Origin of the sequence: Diaphorobacter ruginosibacter (assembly GCF_040396215.1) — a bacterium.
Lineage (GTDB): Bacteria > Pseudomonadota > Gammaproteobacteria > Burkholderiales > Burkholderiaceae_C > Diaphorobacter_A > Diaphorobacter_A ruginosibacter_A.
In genome coordinates this window covers 1-15,216 of the sequence record NZ_JBEBOW010000097.1, presented here as the reverse complement: position 1 = coordinate 15,216, position 15,216 = coordinate 1, and the positions used below count along the sequence as shown (strand labels likewise).

General features: G+C 65.8%; 15 protein-coding genes. 12 read left to right on the top strand and 3 right to left on the bottom strand.

Translation table 11 applies throughout. The annotated features are described in order from the left end of the window. Together nadC and ABWP92_RS12360 are read left to right on the top strand one after the other, a co-directional pair. On the top strand, nt 1–845 hold an 845-nt coding region (gene nadC, locus ABWP92_RS12365; RefSeq protein WP_353235686.1), incomplete at its 5' end, for a carboxylating nicotinate-nucleotide diphosphorylase. Between the two features lie 59 nt (nt 846–904). Then, the gene (locus ABWP92_RS12360; RefSeq protein WP_353235687.1) at nt 905–1,867 is read left to right on the top strand and encodes a tripartite tricarboxylate transporter substrate binding protein; all 963 of its coding nucleotides are present in this window, start codon (nt 905–907) and stop codon (nt 1,865–1,867) included. A 19-nt stretch (nt 1,868–1,886) separates the two neighbouring features. Here the strand turns inward: ABWP92_RS12360 and ABWP92_RS12355 are convergent, their stop codons facing one another. Continuing rightward, complete coding sequence (locus ABWP92_RS12355) at nt 1,887–2,399, bottom strand: YqaA family protein (protein WP_353235685.1); 513 nt, start codon at nt 2,397–2,399, stop codon at nt 1,887–1,889. A gap of 169 nt (nt 2,400–2,568) precedes the next feature. Here ABWP92_RS12355 and dusB point away from each other — a divergent pair, with 169 nt between their 5' ends. The 4 genes from dusB to ABWP92_RS12335 all read left to right on the top strand — a co-directional run bounded on the left by dusB (nt 2,569) and on the right by ABWP92_RS12335 (nt 6,030). Next, complete coding sequence (gene dusB, locus ABWP92_RS12350) at nt 2,569–3,642, top strand: tRNA dihydrouridine synthase DusB (protein ID WP_353235684.1); 1,074 nt, start codon at nt 2,569–2,571, stop codon at nt 3,640–3,642. Next, nucleotides 3,623–3,856: a Fis family transcriptional regulator gene (locus ABWP92_RS12345; RefSeq protein ID WP_353235683.1), complete on the top strand. Its 234-nt coding sequence runs from the start codon at nt 3,623–3,625 to the stop codon at nt 3,854–3,856. The genes dusB and ABWP92_RS12345 overlap by 20 nt, the downstream gene beginning before the upstream one ends. A gap of 105 nt (nt 3,857–3,961) precedes the next feature. Then, nucleotides 3,962–5,560, top strand: a complete 1,599-nt coding sequence (gene purH, locus ABWP92_RS12340) for a bifunctional phosphoribosylaminoimidazolecarboxamide formyltransferase/IMP cyclohydrolase (protein WP_353235682.1) — start codon at nt 3,962–3,964, stop codon at nt 5,558–5,560. Between the two features lie 20 nt (nt 5,561–5,580). Next, nucleotides 5,581–6,030, top strand: a complete 450-nt coding sequence (locus ABWP92_RS12335) for a c-type cytochrome (RefSeq protein ID WP_353235681.1) — start codon at nt 5,581–5,583, stop codon at nt 6,028–6,030. 83 nt (nt 6,031–6,113) lie between these two features. Here ABWP92_RS12335 and hemL read toward each other — a convergent pair whose 3' ends face one another. Then, nucleotides 6,114–7,418 (bottom strand): glutamate-1-semialdehyde 2,1-aminomutase, encoded by a 1,305-nt coding sequence (gene hemL / locus ABWP92_RS12330; protein ID WP_353235680.1) that lies wholly within the window; start codon nt 7,416–7,418, stop codon nt 6,114–6,116. Further along, a complete protein-coding gene (gene thiD, locus ABWP92_RS12325; RefSeq protein ID WP_353235679.1) occupies nt 7,402–8,358 on the bottom strand; it encodes a bifunctional hydroxymethylpyrimidine kinase/phosphomethylpyrimidine kinase in 957 nt (318 codons plus the stop codon). Before thiD ends, hemL begins: the two co-directional genes overlap by 17 nt. Before the next feature lie 94 nt (nt 8,359–8,452). Between thiD and ABWP92_RS12320 the strand changes: the two genes are divergently transcribed. From ABWP92_RS12320 to ABWP92_RS12295, 6 genes are all read left to right on the top strand, one after another. After that, nucleotides 8,453–8,626, top strand: coding sequence for a rubredoxin (locus tag ABWP92_RS12320; RefSeq protein ID WP_353235678.1), 174 nt, complete (start codon nt 8,453–8,455; stop codon nt 8,624–8,626). Nucleotides 8,627–8,673: 47 nt separating this feature from the next. Continuing rightward, entirely contained in the window at nt 8,674–9,075 is a 402-nt protein-coding gene (locus tag ABWP92_RS12315) for a response regulator (protein ID WP_353235677.1), read from the top strand. Next, complete coding sequence (locus ABWP92_RS12310) at nt 9,075–9,440, top strand: response regulator (protein WP_353235676.1); 366 nt, start codon at nt 9,075–9,077, stop codon at nt 9,438–9,440. The genes ABWP92_RS12315 and ABWP92_RS12310 overlap by 1 nt, the downstream gene beginning before the upstream one ends. A 27-nt stretch (nt 9,441–9,467) precedes the next feature. Continuing rightward, nucleotides 9,468–9,995: a chemotaxis protein CheW gene (locus ABWP92_RS12305; protein WP_353235675.1), complete on the top strand. Its 528-nt coding sequence runs from the start codon at nt 9,468–9,470 to the stop codon at nt 9,993–9,995. Nucleotides 9,996–10,016: 21 nt separating this feature from the next. Continuing rightward, the gene (locus tag ABWP92_RS12300) at nt 10,017–12,293 is read left to right on the top strand and encodes a methyl-accepting chemotaxis protein (protein WP_353235674.1); all 2,277 of its coding nucleotides are present in this window, start codon (nt 10,017–10,019) and stop codon (nt 12,291–12,293) included. Nucleotides 12,294–12,349: 56 nt separating this feature from the next. Continuing rightward, on the top strand, nt 12,350–15,216 hold a 2,867-nt coding region (locus ABWP92_RS12295; RefSeq protein WP_353235673.1), incomplete at its 3' end, for a FimL-related protein.

Here is a 15,216-nt window from a genome sequence, read left to right as displayed (position 1 = left end):
TGCCTGTCCCGCCGCTTCCCGACGTGATGCTGGAGCCCCTGGTGCGCATGGCGCTGCTGGAGGATCTGGGGCGCGCAGGCGATCTCACCACCGACACCATCGTGCCGGCGCACGCCAGGGCCGAGCTGCGCCTGGTGGCCCGCCAGGAAGGGGTGCTGGCGGGGCTTGATCTGGCGCGCCTGGCTTTCACGCTGATGGATGCGCGCACCGAGTTCGTCGTCTCCTGTGCGGACGGCACCTTGCTGCGGCCCGGCACCGAGATCGCGCGCATTCGCGGATTCAGCCGTGCCATGCTGAGCGCGGAACGCACCGCGCTGAACTATCTGTGCCATTTGAGCGGCGTTGCCACTGCCACGCATTCCATTGCGCAGGCCATCGCCGGACATGGAGCGCGCGTGACATGCACGCGCAAGACCATGCCGGGGCTGCGTTCGCTGCAGAAGTATGCGGTGCGCGTGGGCGGCGGCAGCAACCACCGCTTTGGATTGGACGACGCGGTGCTCATCAAGGACAACCACATCGCGCTGGCGGGCGGCATTGGCAACGCGGTGGAGCGCGCGCGCGCGGGCGTGGGCCACATGGTGAAGATCGAGCTGGAGGTGGACACGCTCGCGCAGTTGGAGGCCGCGCTCGCGCTGGGCGTGGACGTGGTGCTGCTCGACAACATGGGCCTTGACGATCTGCGACAGGCGGTGGCGATGGCCAAGGGCCGGGCCATTACCGAGGCATCGGGCCGCATCACGCCGGAAACCGCGGCGGCGGTCGCGGCCACGGGCGTGGACCAGATCGCGGTGGGCTGGCTCACCCACAGCGCGCGCGTGCTGGACATCGGCCTGGATGCGTGAGCACGGCCGTGCCGACAAGGGAGGACAAGGTGCGGAACCAGCGTTTTTCATGGGTATTCATGGCCGTTTTTCTGGCGCTGCTGGCAGCGGTCTTCTGGCTGTCGCGCGCGGGCAGGGCCGCGGCGCGCTTTGACCGGCCGATCACCATCGTCGTGACCTTCCCCGCGGGCGGCGGCACGGACCTGCTGGCGCGGCGCCTGGGCGCGGCGCTGCAGACGCGGCTCGGGCAGACCGTGGTGGTCGAGAATCGCCCCGGCGCGAGCGGCAACATCGGCGCGCGCCATGTGGCCGAAGCAGCGCCCGATGGCTCCACGCTGCTGATGGTCAACAGTTCATTCGCGATCAACCCCGGCGTGTACCAGCACCTGGATTTCGACCCGCGGCGCGACTTCGCCGCGGTCATCAACACCGGAACCATCGCGTCGGTGCTCGTGGTGCCGCAGGCCAGTGCCTACCAGTCGCTTGCCGACGTGGCGCGCGATCTGCGGGAGCGGCAGGGCGCGCGCCTGCCGTTTGCGTCATGCGGCAATGGCACGCCCCAGCATCTGGCCGGCGAGATGATGGCGCGCGCGCTGGATCTGCGCCTGCAGCATGTGCCCTACAAGGGGTGCGGCCCCGCCGTCACCGACGTGGCTGCCGCCCAGGTGCCTCTGGGCATGGTCACGGCCAGCAGCGCGGCGCAGATGATCGAGGCGGGCCGCATGCGGGCGATCGCGGTGACGTCCGCAAGGCGTCTTGCGCGGATGCCCGGAGTGCCCACGGTGGCGGAGCAGGGCGCGCCGGGTTTCGAGGCGCAGCAATGGCATGGCCTGCTCGCGCCGTCGGCCACGCCCGAGGCGGTGCTCGAGCATCTGCACGAGGTGCTGGCGGAGATCCTGGACGAGCCCGCGACGCGGCAAGCGCTGGAGCTCCAGGGCTACGTGCCGCAAAGGCAGAGCACGCGGCAGTTCGCTCAACTGATCGAGTCGGACATGGACCGCTATGCCCGGCTGAGCCGGTCGCTGGGCCTGCAGGTGGACTGACGGGGCGAGGGTGTTCCCGTCAGATGGGAATCGCGCGCAGCAGCAGGCTGGTCATCACCAGATAGCGAAGGAATTTCCCGATGGCCATGTAGCCCGCGCATGGCCAGAACGGCAGCCGCATCCAGCCGGCGACGGCGCACAGGGGATCGCCGACGACAGGCAGCCAGCTCAGCAGGCAGGTCTTGGCGCCGAACCTGCGCAGCCAGATGCGTGCGCGGCGCTCGGCGCGGGTGAGTTCGCGCGGCGGCTTGGCGTGCGCATGTCCGGGTTGCCCGCCAAGGCGGCGCTCGCGCGCTGCGTTCCAGGCCTTGTGAGCCCCCAGGCCCATCCACCAGCTGATCATGCCGCCGATGGTGTTGCCCGCGGTGGCCACGAGCACGGCGGGCCAGAACAGTTCGGGATTCAGTTTGACGAGGCCGAATACGGCGGGCTCCGAGCCCAGCGGCAGCAGCGTGGCCGACACCAGCGACACCACGAAAACGGTGCTCAGCCCGAATTGGGGCAGGGCAAGCCATTCCAGCAGTTGATGCATCCAGATTTCCATCGCGCAGAGTGTAGGGCCGCGCGGCTGCCGGGCATCGCCGGGTGGGGGCATACCATCCTCGTTGTCCGCATCGGTATTCCGTGCTGCCTAATTTTTGGGCAGGTATAATCGCCCCTCTTCTCAAGCGCATTGCCGCATTTACAAGCACAACCCCCTTATGTCCGCCCTGTACATTGGTCATATTCCATTGGCAAACAACCTGTTTGTCGCGCCGATGGCCGGTGTCACCGATCGACCGTTCCGCCAGTTGTGCAAGGCGCTGGGGGCGGGATATGCGGTCAGCGAGATGGTCACCTCGCGCAAGGATCTGTGGAACAGCCTGAAGACTTCGCGCCGCGCCAACCACGAAGGCGAGCCCGGCCCGATCGCGGTGCAGATCGCCGGAACCGACGCCGACATGATGGCCGAGGCGGCGGTCTACAACATCGAGCGCGGCGCGCAGATCATCGACATCAACATGGGCTGCCCGGCCAAGAAGGTCTGCAACAAGTGGGCCGGCTCGGCCCTCATGCAGAACGAGAAACTGGCGGTGCAGATCGCGCAGGCGGTGGTGGAGGCCGCGGCGCCGCATGGCGTGCCGGTCACGCTCAAGATGCGGACCGGCTGGTGCAACGAACACAGGAACGCCGTCACGCTGGCCCGCGCCTTCGAGGACGTGGGCATCCGCATGCTGACGGTGCATGGCCGCACGCGCGAGCAAGGCTACAGAGGGGCGGCGGAGTACCAGACGATTGCCGCGGTGAAGAACGCCGTGCGCGTGCCGGTGGTCGCCAACGGTGACGTGGACAGCCCCGAGAAGGCGCGCGACGTGCTTGCCGCCACCGGGGCCGACGCCATCATGGTGGGCCGCGCGGCGCAGGGCAGGCCGTGGATCTTCCGCGAGATCGGGCATTTTCTCGCCACGGGCGAGCATCTCGCGCCGCCGCTGGTGGCCGAAGTGCGCCGCCTGCTGCTCGACCATCTGCAGGACCATTACCAGCTCTATGGCGAATCGACGGGCGTGCGCAGCGCGCGCAAGCACATCGCCTGGTATGTGCGCACGCTGCCGGGCGGCGATGCCTTGAGACAACACATCAATACTTTGGACGACTGCGCCGCGCAATGGCGCGCGGTGGCGGACTATTTCGATGCGCTGGGCGCGCGGATGGATCGTCTGCCGCGCGTCGAAGCCGCACAAGCGAACGCAGCACTGGATTTGAGGGAACCGACCCATGAGCAAGAACAATATTGAAGAGTCCGTCCGCGAGAGTCTGCAAAGCTACTTCCGCGATCTGGACGGGGAGTCTCCCGACGGGGTGTATGACATGGTCATTCGCCTGGTCGAAAAACCGCTTCTCGAAGTGGTGATGTCCCAGGCCAACGAGAACCAGTCGCGCGCGGCCGAATGGCTGGGACTGAACCGCAACACGCTTCGCAAGAAGCTGGTGGAACACAAGCTGCTGTGAGCCCGGCGACGGCGCCAGCCGCCGCTGCCCGCAGCGGCACGGTCTTGCGGCGGACCGCTTGCAAGACCGCCTCCGATTACCTGATTTGAACCCTCGCTGAAGAAAATGAAAGCACTGATCTCCGTCTCCGACAAAACCGGCATCGTCGAATTTGCGCAAGCCCTGCACCAGCTCGGCGTGACGCTGCTGTCCACTGGCGGCACCGCCAAGCTGCTGGCCGAAAAGGGCCTGCCCGTGACCGAGGTGGCGCAAGTCACCCAGTTCCCGGAGATGCTCGACGGCCGGGTGAAGACCCTGCACCCCAAGGTGCACGGCGGGCTGCTGGCGCGCCGCGACCTGCCCGAACACATGGCTGCGCTCAAGGAGCACGGCATCGACACCATCGACCTGCTGGTGGTGAACCTCTATCCGTTCGAAGCCACGGTGGCCAAGGCCGGCTGCACGCTGGCCGATGCGATCGAGAACATCGACATCGGCGGTCCGGCCATGGTGCGTTCCGCCGCCAAGAACTGGAAGGACGTGGGCGTGGTCACGGCCGCCGACCAGTACGAACGCGTGCTCGCCGAACTCAAGGCCGGCGGTAAATTGGGCGACAGGCTGCGCTTCGAGCTGTCGGTCGCCGCATTCAACCGCATCTCGCAATACGACGGCGCGATCAGCGACTACCTGTCCTCCGTGAAGTTCGAGGAGGACAAGCTGTCCGAGGAATACGTGCCCGAGCGCAGCGTGTTCCCCGGCCAGAGCAACGCCCAGTTCATCAAGATCCAGGACCTGCGCTACGGCGAGAACAGCCATCAGCAGGCTGCCTGGTACCGCGACCTGTATCCCGCCCCGGGCTCGCTCGCCACGGGCGTGCAATTGCAGGGCAAGGAGCTTTCCTACAACAACATCGCCGACGCCGACGCCGCGTGGGAATGCGTCAAGAGCTTCGCCGAGCCCGCATGCGTGATCATCAAGCACGCCAATCCCTGCGGCGTGGCTGTCGGCAAGGATGCGCACGAGGCCTATGCCAAGGCCTTCCAGACCGATCCGACCAGCGCGTTCGGCGGCATCATCGCCTTCAACCGCGCGGTGGACAAGGCGGCGGCCGAAGCGGTTTCCAGGCAGTTCGTCGAAGTGCTGATGGCCCCCGAGTTCAGCGCCGAGGCATTGGAGATCTTCAAGGCCAAGGTCAATGTGCGCCTGATGAAGATTGCATTGCCCCAGGGCGGCAAGACCGACTGGGACAATGGCCGCAACGCGGTCGAATCCAAGCGCGTGGGCTCGGGCATCCTGCTGCAGTCCGCCGACAACCACGAACTGCAGCTGGCCGACCTGAAGATCGTCACCGTCAAGCAGCCGACCCCCGAGGAACTGCAGGACCTGCTGTTCGCATGGAAGGTGGCGAAGTTCGTGAAGTCGAACGCCATCGTGTTCTGCAAGAACGGCATGACCATGGGCGTGGGCGCCGGCCAGATGTCGCGCCTGGACTCGGCCCGCATCGCCTCGATCAAGGCCGAAGCCGCCAAGCTGACGCTGAAGAACACGGTGGTGGCCAGCGATGCCTTCTTCCCTTTCCGCGACGGTCTCGACGTGGTGGTCGATGCGGGCGCGACCTGCGTGGCCCAGCCCGGCGGCTCGATGCGCGATCAGGAAGTGATCGACGCGGCCAACGAGCGCGGCGTGGCCATGGTGTTCACTGGCGTGCGTCACTTCCGCCATTGATCGGCTGATTCCCGTCCGACGTGTCAGACGATCACAGCGAGGATCAGGAACCCGGCCGCCCGAGGTGGATTGGCTGGGCGCTGGCGGTTTTCATGGTGATGGTCGTGCTGGGCGTGGCCAACGTCGGCTGGCTCATCATGCGGCCTGCTCCCGGCTCGCAGGCCCTGGACGCCGTGATGCGCGAGCGCCCTGAGCTGGCCGCGGGCAAGGCGCTGGTGGAGGGATCGGACTGCATGCGCTGCCACGGGCTGCGGCGCAATTACGTCGGCCCTTCGTTTGAAGCGATCTCGGCCATGTACCAGGGCAGGTCCGATGCGGCCGATCATCTCGCCCGCAAGATCCGTGAGGGCAGCGTGGGCACCTGGGGCAATGTGATCATGCCGCGCCACCCGCAGATCACGGCCGAACAGTCGATGCAGATGGCCGCCTGGGTGATGGCGGTGCCGCCCGCCGCCCAGGATGGCAGGTAAGCATGAGGCCAGGAAAATGCCAGCCCAAGGGCTGGCATTTTTCGTTGCGGGCGCGCGCGGCCGTTCCCCTGCGGCGTCCCGAACTACAGCGTCCTGAACACTTCCCGCGCCGCTTCGACGGTCCTGTCGATGTCGGCGTCGGTGTGCGCGGCGCTCACGAAGCCGGCTTCGTAGAGCGCGGGGGCGAAGTAGTGTCCGCGCTCGAGCATGCCGTGGTAGAACTTGTTGAAGACCTTGCCGTCGGTCTTCATGACCTCGGCGTAGGTGCGTGGCAGTTCGGGCAGGAAGTAGAAGCCGAACAGCCCTCCCTGGTGGTCCACGCTGAACGGCAGCCCGGCGGCGTCGGCTTCCTTCTTGAGGCCGGACATCAGGCGGCCGGTGCTGGCGTGCAGCGCGTCATGGAAGCCGGGCCGGCTGATCAGCTCCAGCGTCTTCAGGCCGCAGGCCGTGGCGATCGGGTTGCCCGACAGCGTGCCCGCCTGATAGACCGGACCGAGCGGCGAGAGCTTTTCCATGATCTCGCGGCGTGCGCCGAATGCGGCCATGGGCATGCCGCCGCCGATGACCTTGCCCAGGACGGTGATGTCGGGCTGGAAACCCTCGATCTGCCGGGCATAGAGGCTTTGCGCGCTGCCCAGCGCCACGCGGAAGCCGGTCATGACCTCGTCATAGATCATCAACGCGCCATGCTCCAGGGTCAGCTCGCGGATGCGGCGCGTGAACGCGGTGCTGGCGCGCACGAAGTTCATGTTGCCCGCGATCGGCTCCATGATCACGCAGGCGATCTCGCTGCCCATGCGGGCAAAGGCTTCCTCCAGCTGGGCCACGTCGTTGTATTCGAGGACGATGGTGTCCTTGACGACGTCGGAGGGCACGCCCGCCGATGACGATGCGCCGAAGGTGGCCAGGCCGGAGCCCGCCTTGACCAGCAGAGAGTCGGCATGGCCGTGGTAGCAGCCATTGAACTTGATGATCTTGTTGCGGCCGGTGAAGCCGCGCGCCAGGCGCAGCGCGCTCATGCCCGCCTCGGTGCCGGAGCTGACCATGCGCACCATCTCCATCGACGGAATCAGCTTCAGGATGGCTTCTGCCAGCTGGATCTCGCGCTCGGTCGGCGCGCCGTAGGAGAAGCCTTCCAGCACCGCCTTCTGCACCTCGGCGATCACCTCGGGATGACCGTGCCCCAGGATCATCGGCCCCCATGAGCCGATGTAGTCGGTGTATTGCCGGCCGTCGGCGTCCCAGAAAAAGGCCCCCTGAGCATGTTTGACGAAGCGCGGCGTGCCGCCCACGGCGGCGAAGGCGCGCACCGGCGAATTCACGCCGCCGGGGATGACTTGCTTGGCGCGCTCGAAAAGGGAAACGTTCAAATCAGTGGGATGTGTCATGGGGAGGAATCTGAAAAGCATCGACGTCGGGGACGTCGCCTGATTCGGAAGATGATTCGTCACCTTCCTCGTCGTCATCGTCGGGCTGGGCCCAGAACATGCGGTCGGGCAGCAGTTGTCCCATGCCCGGCCGGTACGCCGCCATCAGGCAGCCGTCCAGGTAGAGAAGCGCTTCCCGCGTCGCATCGCCCAGATCATTGTCGCAGGCGATGAGCGCCGCAAGCGCGGCGGACAAGGTATCGCCCGCTCCGGCGAAACTGACCTCCAGCCGCTCGAACTGGCCGCTGCCCAGCACCGCCTGGCCGGACGTGAGCACGTTGTCGAAATGCAGGTTGTCCACAGGCACGCCGGTGACCAGCGTATAGGAGACTCCCAACTGCGCGGCCGCCATGGCGATCTCGCGCGCGGTCGGCGGCCGGTCGCTGTCCCAGTCGGGAAGCAGCCAGCGGCGCAGGGTGCTGTGGTTTCCTACCAACACAGAAGTCTGCGGAAGCATCAATTCCTGGAACGCATCCAGATACTGGTCGATGAGATCATCGCTCCACCACGACAGATTGGGCATGTAGGCGATGACCGGCACTTCCGCATAATCGGCCGCCAGTTCCGCGATGGCCGCCAGGTTTTCGGGGCTTCCCGCGAATCCCACCTTCATGGCCTGAACCGGCATATCCTGGAACACGGTGCGTGCTTGATCTGAAACAGCTTCGTCGTCAATAGGGAAGAAATCGATAATCTCCGTGGTGTCGCGGATGTAAGTACCTGTGACAATAGTCAGTGCATGTGCTCCAACTGAAGCCATAGTAGTCGCATCCCCCGCCAGCCCGCCTGCGCCGCTGGGATCGTTGGCATTGAATGTCACCGCGCAAATGGCGACAGCGGTCTCTTCGGGATCGGTGTCCGTGGACGGCGTGGAAGAGGGGAGTGTGGAGTCTTGTTTCATGTACGGATGCCAGCGTAGCCGGTGGCATGAAAGCTGCATCTTTCTGTGATGTCTAGATACAATCGTTGCATTCTATGTGAAGGCTCTTTAAGCTGTGACAGACTCAAAAACTTGGATGTGCTTGATATGCGGATGGATCTATGAGGAGGCGCAAGGAGCACCCGAACATGGTATTCCTCCCAATACACCATGGGAACAAGTACCCATGAATTGGACATGTCCCGAGTGTGGCGCTCGAAAGGAAGATTTCGAGATGGTACAGATCTGATGCCAGACCATGGCCTTTGCGAATTCTGATATCCGGAGCGGTAGAAATTGACTACAGAAGCAAGTCCCACGTTCAAGGTGCTGGTTGTCGATGACAGCAACACCATTCGGCGCAGCGCGGAAATTTTCCTCAAGCAGGGCGGGCATGACGTGCTGCTCGCGGACGATGGTTTCGACGCCCTGGCGAAAATCAACGATTTCCATCCGCATTTGATTTTTTGCGACATCCTGATGCCCAAGCTCGACGGCTATCAGACCTGCGCCATCATCAAGCGCAACGCCCATTTTTCCGATACGCCGGTGGTCATGCTGTCCTCCAAGGACGGCGTGTTCGACAAGGCGCGCGGCCGCATGGTCGGCTGCCAGGAATATCTCACCAAACCGTTTACCAAGGACCAGCTGCTGCAAGCGGTGCAGCAGTTCGGCAACGTGAATCAAGGAGTCAAGTAGTGCCAATTCAGAAAGTTCTGGTTGTCGACGATTCGAAAACTGAGTTGATGTATCTGACCGATCTGCTGCAAAAGCGCGGCATGCAGGTGCGTACCGCCGAGAATGCGGAAGAGGCGGTCAAGCGCCTCGGGGAAGAAGTTCCCGACCTGATCCTGATGGACGTGGTGATGCCCGGCCAGAATGGTTTTCAGCTCACGCGCACCATCTCGCGCGACCCGCGCTACGAGCATGTGCCGATCATCATGTGCACCAGCAAGAATCAGGAAACCGACCGCGTCTGGGGCATGCGCCAGGGCGCGCGCGGCTACATCACCAAGCCCGTCGATCCGGCCGAACTGCAGGCCAAGATCGACGCGCTGAATTGACGAACCTTTCAACGGACCAGCGGATTCATGGCCAATCGAGAAGCACTCAGAGAACTCCAGACCCGTCTTGCCAGCCGTCTGCAGGCGGCAAAGGCGGAGGGCTCGAGCGTGTCGTCCTGGCTGGCGGTGGAGGCCGCTGGCGAGCGCTATCTGCTGCCGCTGGGTCACGCGGGCGAGATTTTCCCCTGGACGGGCGTCCAGGCGGTTCCCTATACCCAGTCCTGGTTCATGGGCGTGGCGAATTTGCGGGGGGCGCTGATGGGCGTGGTGGATCTGGCGGGGCTTGCGGGCACCGCCGTTGCGCGCACCGAGCAGAGCCTGGCGGATGCGAGCCTGCTGGCGATGAATCCGGCGCTCGATGTGAATGCCGCGCTGCTGGTGGACAGGCTGCTGGGCCTGCGCGGCGCGGATGCGTTCGTGTCTTCCGAGGCGCCCGCCGAGGGCGCGCCCGAGTTCTTCGGCACGCGCTACGCGGATGCGCAAGGCGTGTTCTGGCAGGAGCTGAATCTGCAGGCGATGGCCCAGAGCCCGGTTTTCCTGAGTATTGGCGTTTGAGATTTTCTGTAAGGCCGCACTATGTCTTTTTCGAGTTCACTTGACAAACTATTCAGGCGCAAGAGTGGCGAGCCCGGTGCTGGCGCCGATCTGGCGCTGGACGCATCCGCACAGGATTCTCTTGCGGATGGTTCGCTCGCCGATGCATTTCAGAGCGAGGGCCTCTACAGCGTGCAGGGCGATCCAGGCCAGAATTCGATGCTCGGCGAGGAGGGCGACTCCGCCAGCCAGGAGCTGATTTCCCTGCCGCTGCTCGGACGGGCGCTGCCGGCGGCGCATCAACGCAAGCTGCTCGTGCTGCTGGCCGTCGGGCTGGTGGCGCTCGCGCTGATCGCGGTCTGGCTGCTCCAGCAGTCCAACCGCACCGCGCAGCAACTCACGGCGACCGGCCAGTCCCTGATGCAGTCGCAGCGTCTGGCGAAGTCGGTTTCGCAGGCGTTGATGGGTTCCAGCCAGGCGTTTCCCGATGTGAAGGAAAGCGCGAGCGTGCTCTCGCGCAACGTCAAGGCGCTGAACGCGGGCGACAGCGAGCTTGGCGTGCAGCAGCTCGGCGACGGTTTCCGGGGCGAGCTCGATGCGATCTCTCCGCTGGTCGAGCGCGCCGAACGCAACGCCAAGGCGATCCTGGGCGAGCAGAAGATCCTGACGAAGGTGGGCGATGCGCTGCGCACCATCAACCGCCAGTCGGGCGACCTGCTGGAAATCGCGGAATCGGTTTCTTCGCTCAAGTTGCAGCACAACGCCACTCCCGGTGAAATCTCCGCCGCTGGCCAGCTCGTGATGCTGACCCAGCGTATCGGCAAATCCGCCAACGAATTCCAGACCACCGAAGGCGTGAGCCCCGAGGCTGTTTTCCTGTTGGGCAAGGACTTGAATTCCTTCAAGGAGATCGCGCAGGGCCTGCTCGATGGCAGCGCCGACCTGCGCCTGCCCGCCAGCCGCGATCCGCAGACGCGCGAGCAGCTCCAGAGCCTGATCAAGCTCTATGACGAGACCCGCGAGCAGGCGGGCGCGATCCTGGGCAACCTGCAGGGCCTGGTGGCCGCGCGTGAAGCCCAGACCGCCATCGTGGCCGACAGCGAGCAACTGCGCCGCAACCTGGAATCGCTGCAGTCCAAGCTCTCGGAGCAAAGCGGCATGGGCGTTGGCCAATTGGTCGCGCTGGTGCTCGTCAGCCTGTTCGTGCTGTTCTGCGGTATCGGCATTTCCCGCGTCCAACTGAGCGATTCGCGCAATCGCCAGGCCTCCGCCGAAGCGCAGCAGCGCGACGCCAAGCGCCAGGAGCAGGAGGCCAAGCGCGTGAACGACGCGAACCAGGCCGCCATCTTGCGCTTGATGAATGAGCTGCAGTCGGTGGCCGAAGGCGACCTGACGCAGGAAGCCACCGTGACCGAGGACATCACCGGCGCCATCGCCGACTCGGTGAACTACACGGTGGAAGAGTTGCGGCAACTGGTGGGCTCGGTGCAGAACACCGCGACCCGCGTGGCCCAGACCACGGCGCAGGTGGACGCCACCTCGACCGAGCTGCTGGCCGCCTCGACCGAGCAGCTGCGCGAGATTCGTGAGACCGGCCGCTCGGTTCTAGAAATGGCCACGCGTATCAATGACGTGTCGGTGCAGGCGCAGGAATCGGCATCGGTTGCCCGCCAGTCGCTGCAGGCTGCCGACCAGGGCCTGACCGCCGTGCAGAACGCGATCGGCGGCATGAACTCGATCCGCGACCAGATCCAGGACACCTCCAAGCGCATCAAGCGCCTGGGCGAATCCTCGCAGGAGATCGGCGAAATCACCGAACTGATCTCGGACATTACCGAACAGACCAACGTGCTGGCCCTGAACGCCGCCATCCAGGCCGCCTCCGCTGGTGAAGCCGGCCGGGGTTTCTCGGTGGTGGCCGAGGAAGTGCAGCGCCTGGCCGAGCGTTCGGCGGACGCCACGCGCCAGATCTCGGCGCTGGTGAAGGCGATTCAGACTGACACGCAAGACGCGGTGGCCGCCATGGAGCGTTCCACCCAGGGCGTGGTCGAGGGAGCCCGCCTGTCCGACTCCGCCGGCACGGCGCTCTCCGAGATCGACCGCGTGTCGCGCCGCCTGTCCGAGCTGATCGAGCAGTTCTCGACGTCCACTTCGCGCGAGGCGGAGCTCGCCAACGAGGTGGCCGAGAATATCCAGCATATTTTCGCGGTGACGGAGCAGACCGGCGAGGGCACGCGCACGACGGCCCAGCAGGTCCGCGAACTGTCGCAAGTGGCAGAGGAGCTTCGCCAGTCCGTGTCGCGTTTCAAGATTGCCTGAGACGGCGGCTGTTTCCTCTTTAACGAACTGGTCCCGCGCGGGCCGGGGACGAATCCATGTCATCTCTTGAGGCTGCCAACGCTTCGGTCACTGATGGGTCACATGGCGAGCAGGATCTGGGTCCGCTCGCATGGGTGCTCGATGAACTTCGCAAATCGCTGGATGGAACGGTCAAGGCGATGCGCCGCTTCGTGCGTGACGCGGAAATCGCCCGCGAGTCCGATCTCGCATCCCTGGATGTCGGGCCGCTGCGCATAGCCCGCCAGCAGCTGCACCAGGCCAGCGGCGCGCTGGACATGGTGGGCATGACTTCTCCCGCGCTGATCCTGCGCGCCCTGGAGTCGGCCGTGCAGAAGTACGTGCAGCGCCCGGAACTGTGCACCGACGATGCCGCCAACACCATCGAGCGCGCGAGCTTCGCGCTGATCGCCTACCTGGAGAGCGTGCTGTCAGGCAAGCCGGTCTCGGCGGTCTCGCTGTTCCCGCAATACCGTGAGGCGCAATCGCTCAATGGCGTGGAGCGCGTGCACCCCGCCGACCTGTGGCCCGTGGAGCGGCGCGTGCGCGAGCCCGAAATGCCGCTCACCGTCCCCGCGCAAGGCTATACGGCCGAAGCGCGCGCCAGGCTCGACAATGCGGTGCTGCGCATCATCAAGGGCGGCGGCCAGGGTGCGGACGCCGAGCTCCTCCTGCTGTGCCAGGGGTTCGCGGCCGGCGAGTCCGACCGGCAGGCACGTTCGTTCTGGAAGACCTGCAGCGCTTTCTTCGAGGCGCTGGTGGCGGGGCTGATCGAGCCCGATATCTATGTGAAGCGCGTGGCCTCGCGCGTGCTGCTGCAGTACGCCTCGCTCGCAAAAGGCGATCGCACGATCGCCGATCGCCTGGTGCATGAACTGCTGTTCTTCTGCGCGCAGGCCGGATCGCCCCGGGGCGCAACGGCCCGCCCCGCGACGCCGGCGCTCGATGCGGTGCGCGAAGCCTTCGGGCTGCAGCGCCACCAGCCGGTGGACTACGACGTCGCCCGCTTCGGCCTGTATGACCCGGCGGCCATGGCGCTGGCGCGCAAGCGCATCGGCACGGCGGCGGAAACCTGGTCCTCGCTGGCCGGCGGCGACCGCAACAAGCTCAAGCCCGCGGCCGATCAGTTCAGCCTGGTCTGCGACTCGCTGCGCAAGCTGCATCCGGGCAGCGAGCCGCTGGCCGTCGCGCTGATGAATGCGGTGGAATCCACGGCGCGCAGCGGCGAGGCGCCCGCGCCCGCGCTGGCCATGGAAGTGGCGACAGCGGTGCTGTATCTGCAGGCATCGCTCGAGGAGCTCGACGCGGCGCGCGAGCACATGGACGAGCGCGCGCAGCGCCTGGCGCAGCGCCTGGACGGCGTGGTCGCCGGCGGCGAGTCCGAGCCGCTGGAGTCCTGGATGGAGGAGCTGTACCGCCGCGTCAGCGACCACCAGACCATGGGCAGCGTGGTCGATGAACTGCGCGTCACGCTCGCCGATGCGGAAAAATCCATGGACCAGTACTTCCGCACGCCGGAAGACGTGTCCGTGCTCAACGGCGTGCCGGGCCGCCTCGGCCAGATGCGCGGCGTGCTGTCGGTGCTCGGCCTCGACCAGGCGTCGCATGCCGTGGTGCACATGCGTGATACCGTGGAGCGCCTGATCGTCGGCACGGTGCCAGAGCAGGAGCGCCAGCCGGTCTTCGACAAGCTGGGCAACAGCCTGGGAGCGCTCGGGTTCCTGATCGATATGCTGAGCTATCAGCGCACGATGGCGCGCAAGCTCTTCGTGTATGACGACGCCGATGGCGAACTGAAGCTCGTCATGGGCCGCGTCAGGCCGCAGCACGCGGCGCAGGACGTGCCCGCCGAGCCCCCGGCTCCCGAATTCGCGCCGACGGCCGGCCAGCCGCTCGAGGCGCAGCCAGCCGCGCCGCAAGCGGCCGAGCCGCAGGCGTGCGCCGAACCGGAAAGCCCGGGCCTGGATCTTCAGCTCGGCGACGATGCGATGGCGGAGCTCGATTCGGCGGTCTCCATTGCTGTCGAGCCCATCGAACCGCCCGCTTCCGCGCCGATGCCGGCGCCGGGCGAAGAAGACGACGAGCTGCTGCAGATCTTCCTGGAAGAAGCGCGCGAAGTGATCGGCAACGGCCATGCCGCGATCGACGCGCTGCATCGCGATCCGGCCGATCTGAGCGAGCAGACCACGCTGCGCCGTGCGTTCCACACGCTCAAGGGCAGCTCGCGCATGGTCGGCCTCAGCGATTTCGGCGAGGCCGCATGGTCGATGGAGCAGGTGCTCAACGCATGGCTGGCCGAGCAGAAGCCCGTGCAGCCCGATCTGCTGACGCTCTCGGGCGACAGCCTGAACGCATTTGCGCGCTGGGTGGATGACATCTCCTCGGGCGCTGCGGGCAACTGGAATCCGCAGATGTTCCAGACCGCCGCCGATGCCATGCGCACGCAGGGCCGGCTGGTGCCGCTGGGGCTGGCGCAGGACATCCAGGCGGGTGATGGCGCGGCGGTGGATTTTGCCGAGACCCAGCCGTTCGAGCTGAATGCCGCGGAACTGGAGGGACTGCAGGAGACCGCAGCGCCGGCGCTCGAGGTATCCGAGGCGCAGGATATCGACTTCTCGGAGTTCGAGCAGGCGCGGGAGGAAAGCCTGGCCGATGTGGCACGGCAGGAGGAGCCGCAACGCGAAGTGCATGTCGCCAACCTTGAGCCGCATGAGCTTCCCAGCCTCAGCCTGGATGAGATATTCACTACCAACGTCCTGGACCGCACCATCGCGGCGCGTGCCGAGGAAGGCAGGCTCCAGGCAGGCGAGGCTTCGCCGGCCGAACCGCCGGCTCTCGATGCCTTGCCCACGGAGCCGATCGATCCCGGACAGGACGTGCAGGTTCAACCCGCGGGTCTTGCCGA

What these genes read in the sequence shown, in the direction of transcription:
- ABWP92_RS12360 (WP_353235687.1), top strand. Translation starts at nt 905, where the DNA reads ATGGCCGTTTTTCTGGCGCTGCTGGCAGCGGTCTTCTGGCTGTCGCGC.
- ABWP92_RS12355 (WP_353235685.1), bottom strand. Translation starts at nt 2,399, where the DNA reads ATGCATCAACTGCTGGAATGGCTTGCCCTGCCCCAATTCGGGCTGAGC.
- dusB (WP_353235684.1), top strand. Translation starts at nt 2,569, where the DNA reads ATGTCCGCCCTGTACATTGGTCATATTCCATTGGCAAACAACCTGTTT.
- ABWP92_RS12345 (WP_353235683.1), top strand. Translation starts at nt 3,623, where the DNA reads ATGAGCAAGAACAATATTGAAGAGTCCGTCCGCGAGAGTCTGCAAAGC.
- purH (WP_353235682.1), top strand. Translation starts at nt 3,962, where the DNA reads ATGAAAGCACTGATCTCCGTCTCCGACAAAACCGGCATCGTCGAATTT.
- hemL (WP_353235680.1), bottom strand. Translation starts at nt 7,418, where the DNA reads ATGACACATCCCACTGATTTGAACGTTTCCCTTTTCGAGCGCGCCAAG.
- thiD (WP_353235679.1), bottom strand. Translation starts at nt 8,358, where the DNA reads ATGAAACAAGACTCCACACTCCCCTCTTCCACGCCGTCCACGGACACC.
- ABWP92_RS12305 (WP_353235675.1), top strand. Translation starts at nt 9,468, where the DNA reads ATGGCCAATCGAGAAGCACTCAGAGAACTCCAGACCCGTCTTGCCAGC.
- ABWP92_RS12300 (WP_353235674.1), top strand. Translation starts at nt 10,017, where the DNA reads ATGTCTTTTTCGAGTTCACTTGACAAACTATTCAGGCGCAAGAGTGGC.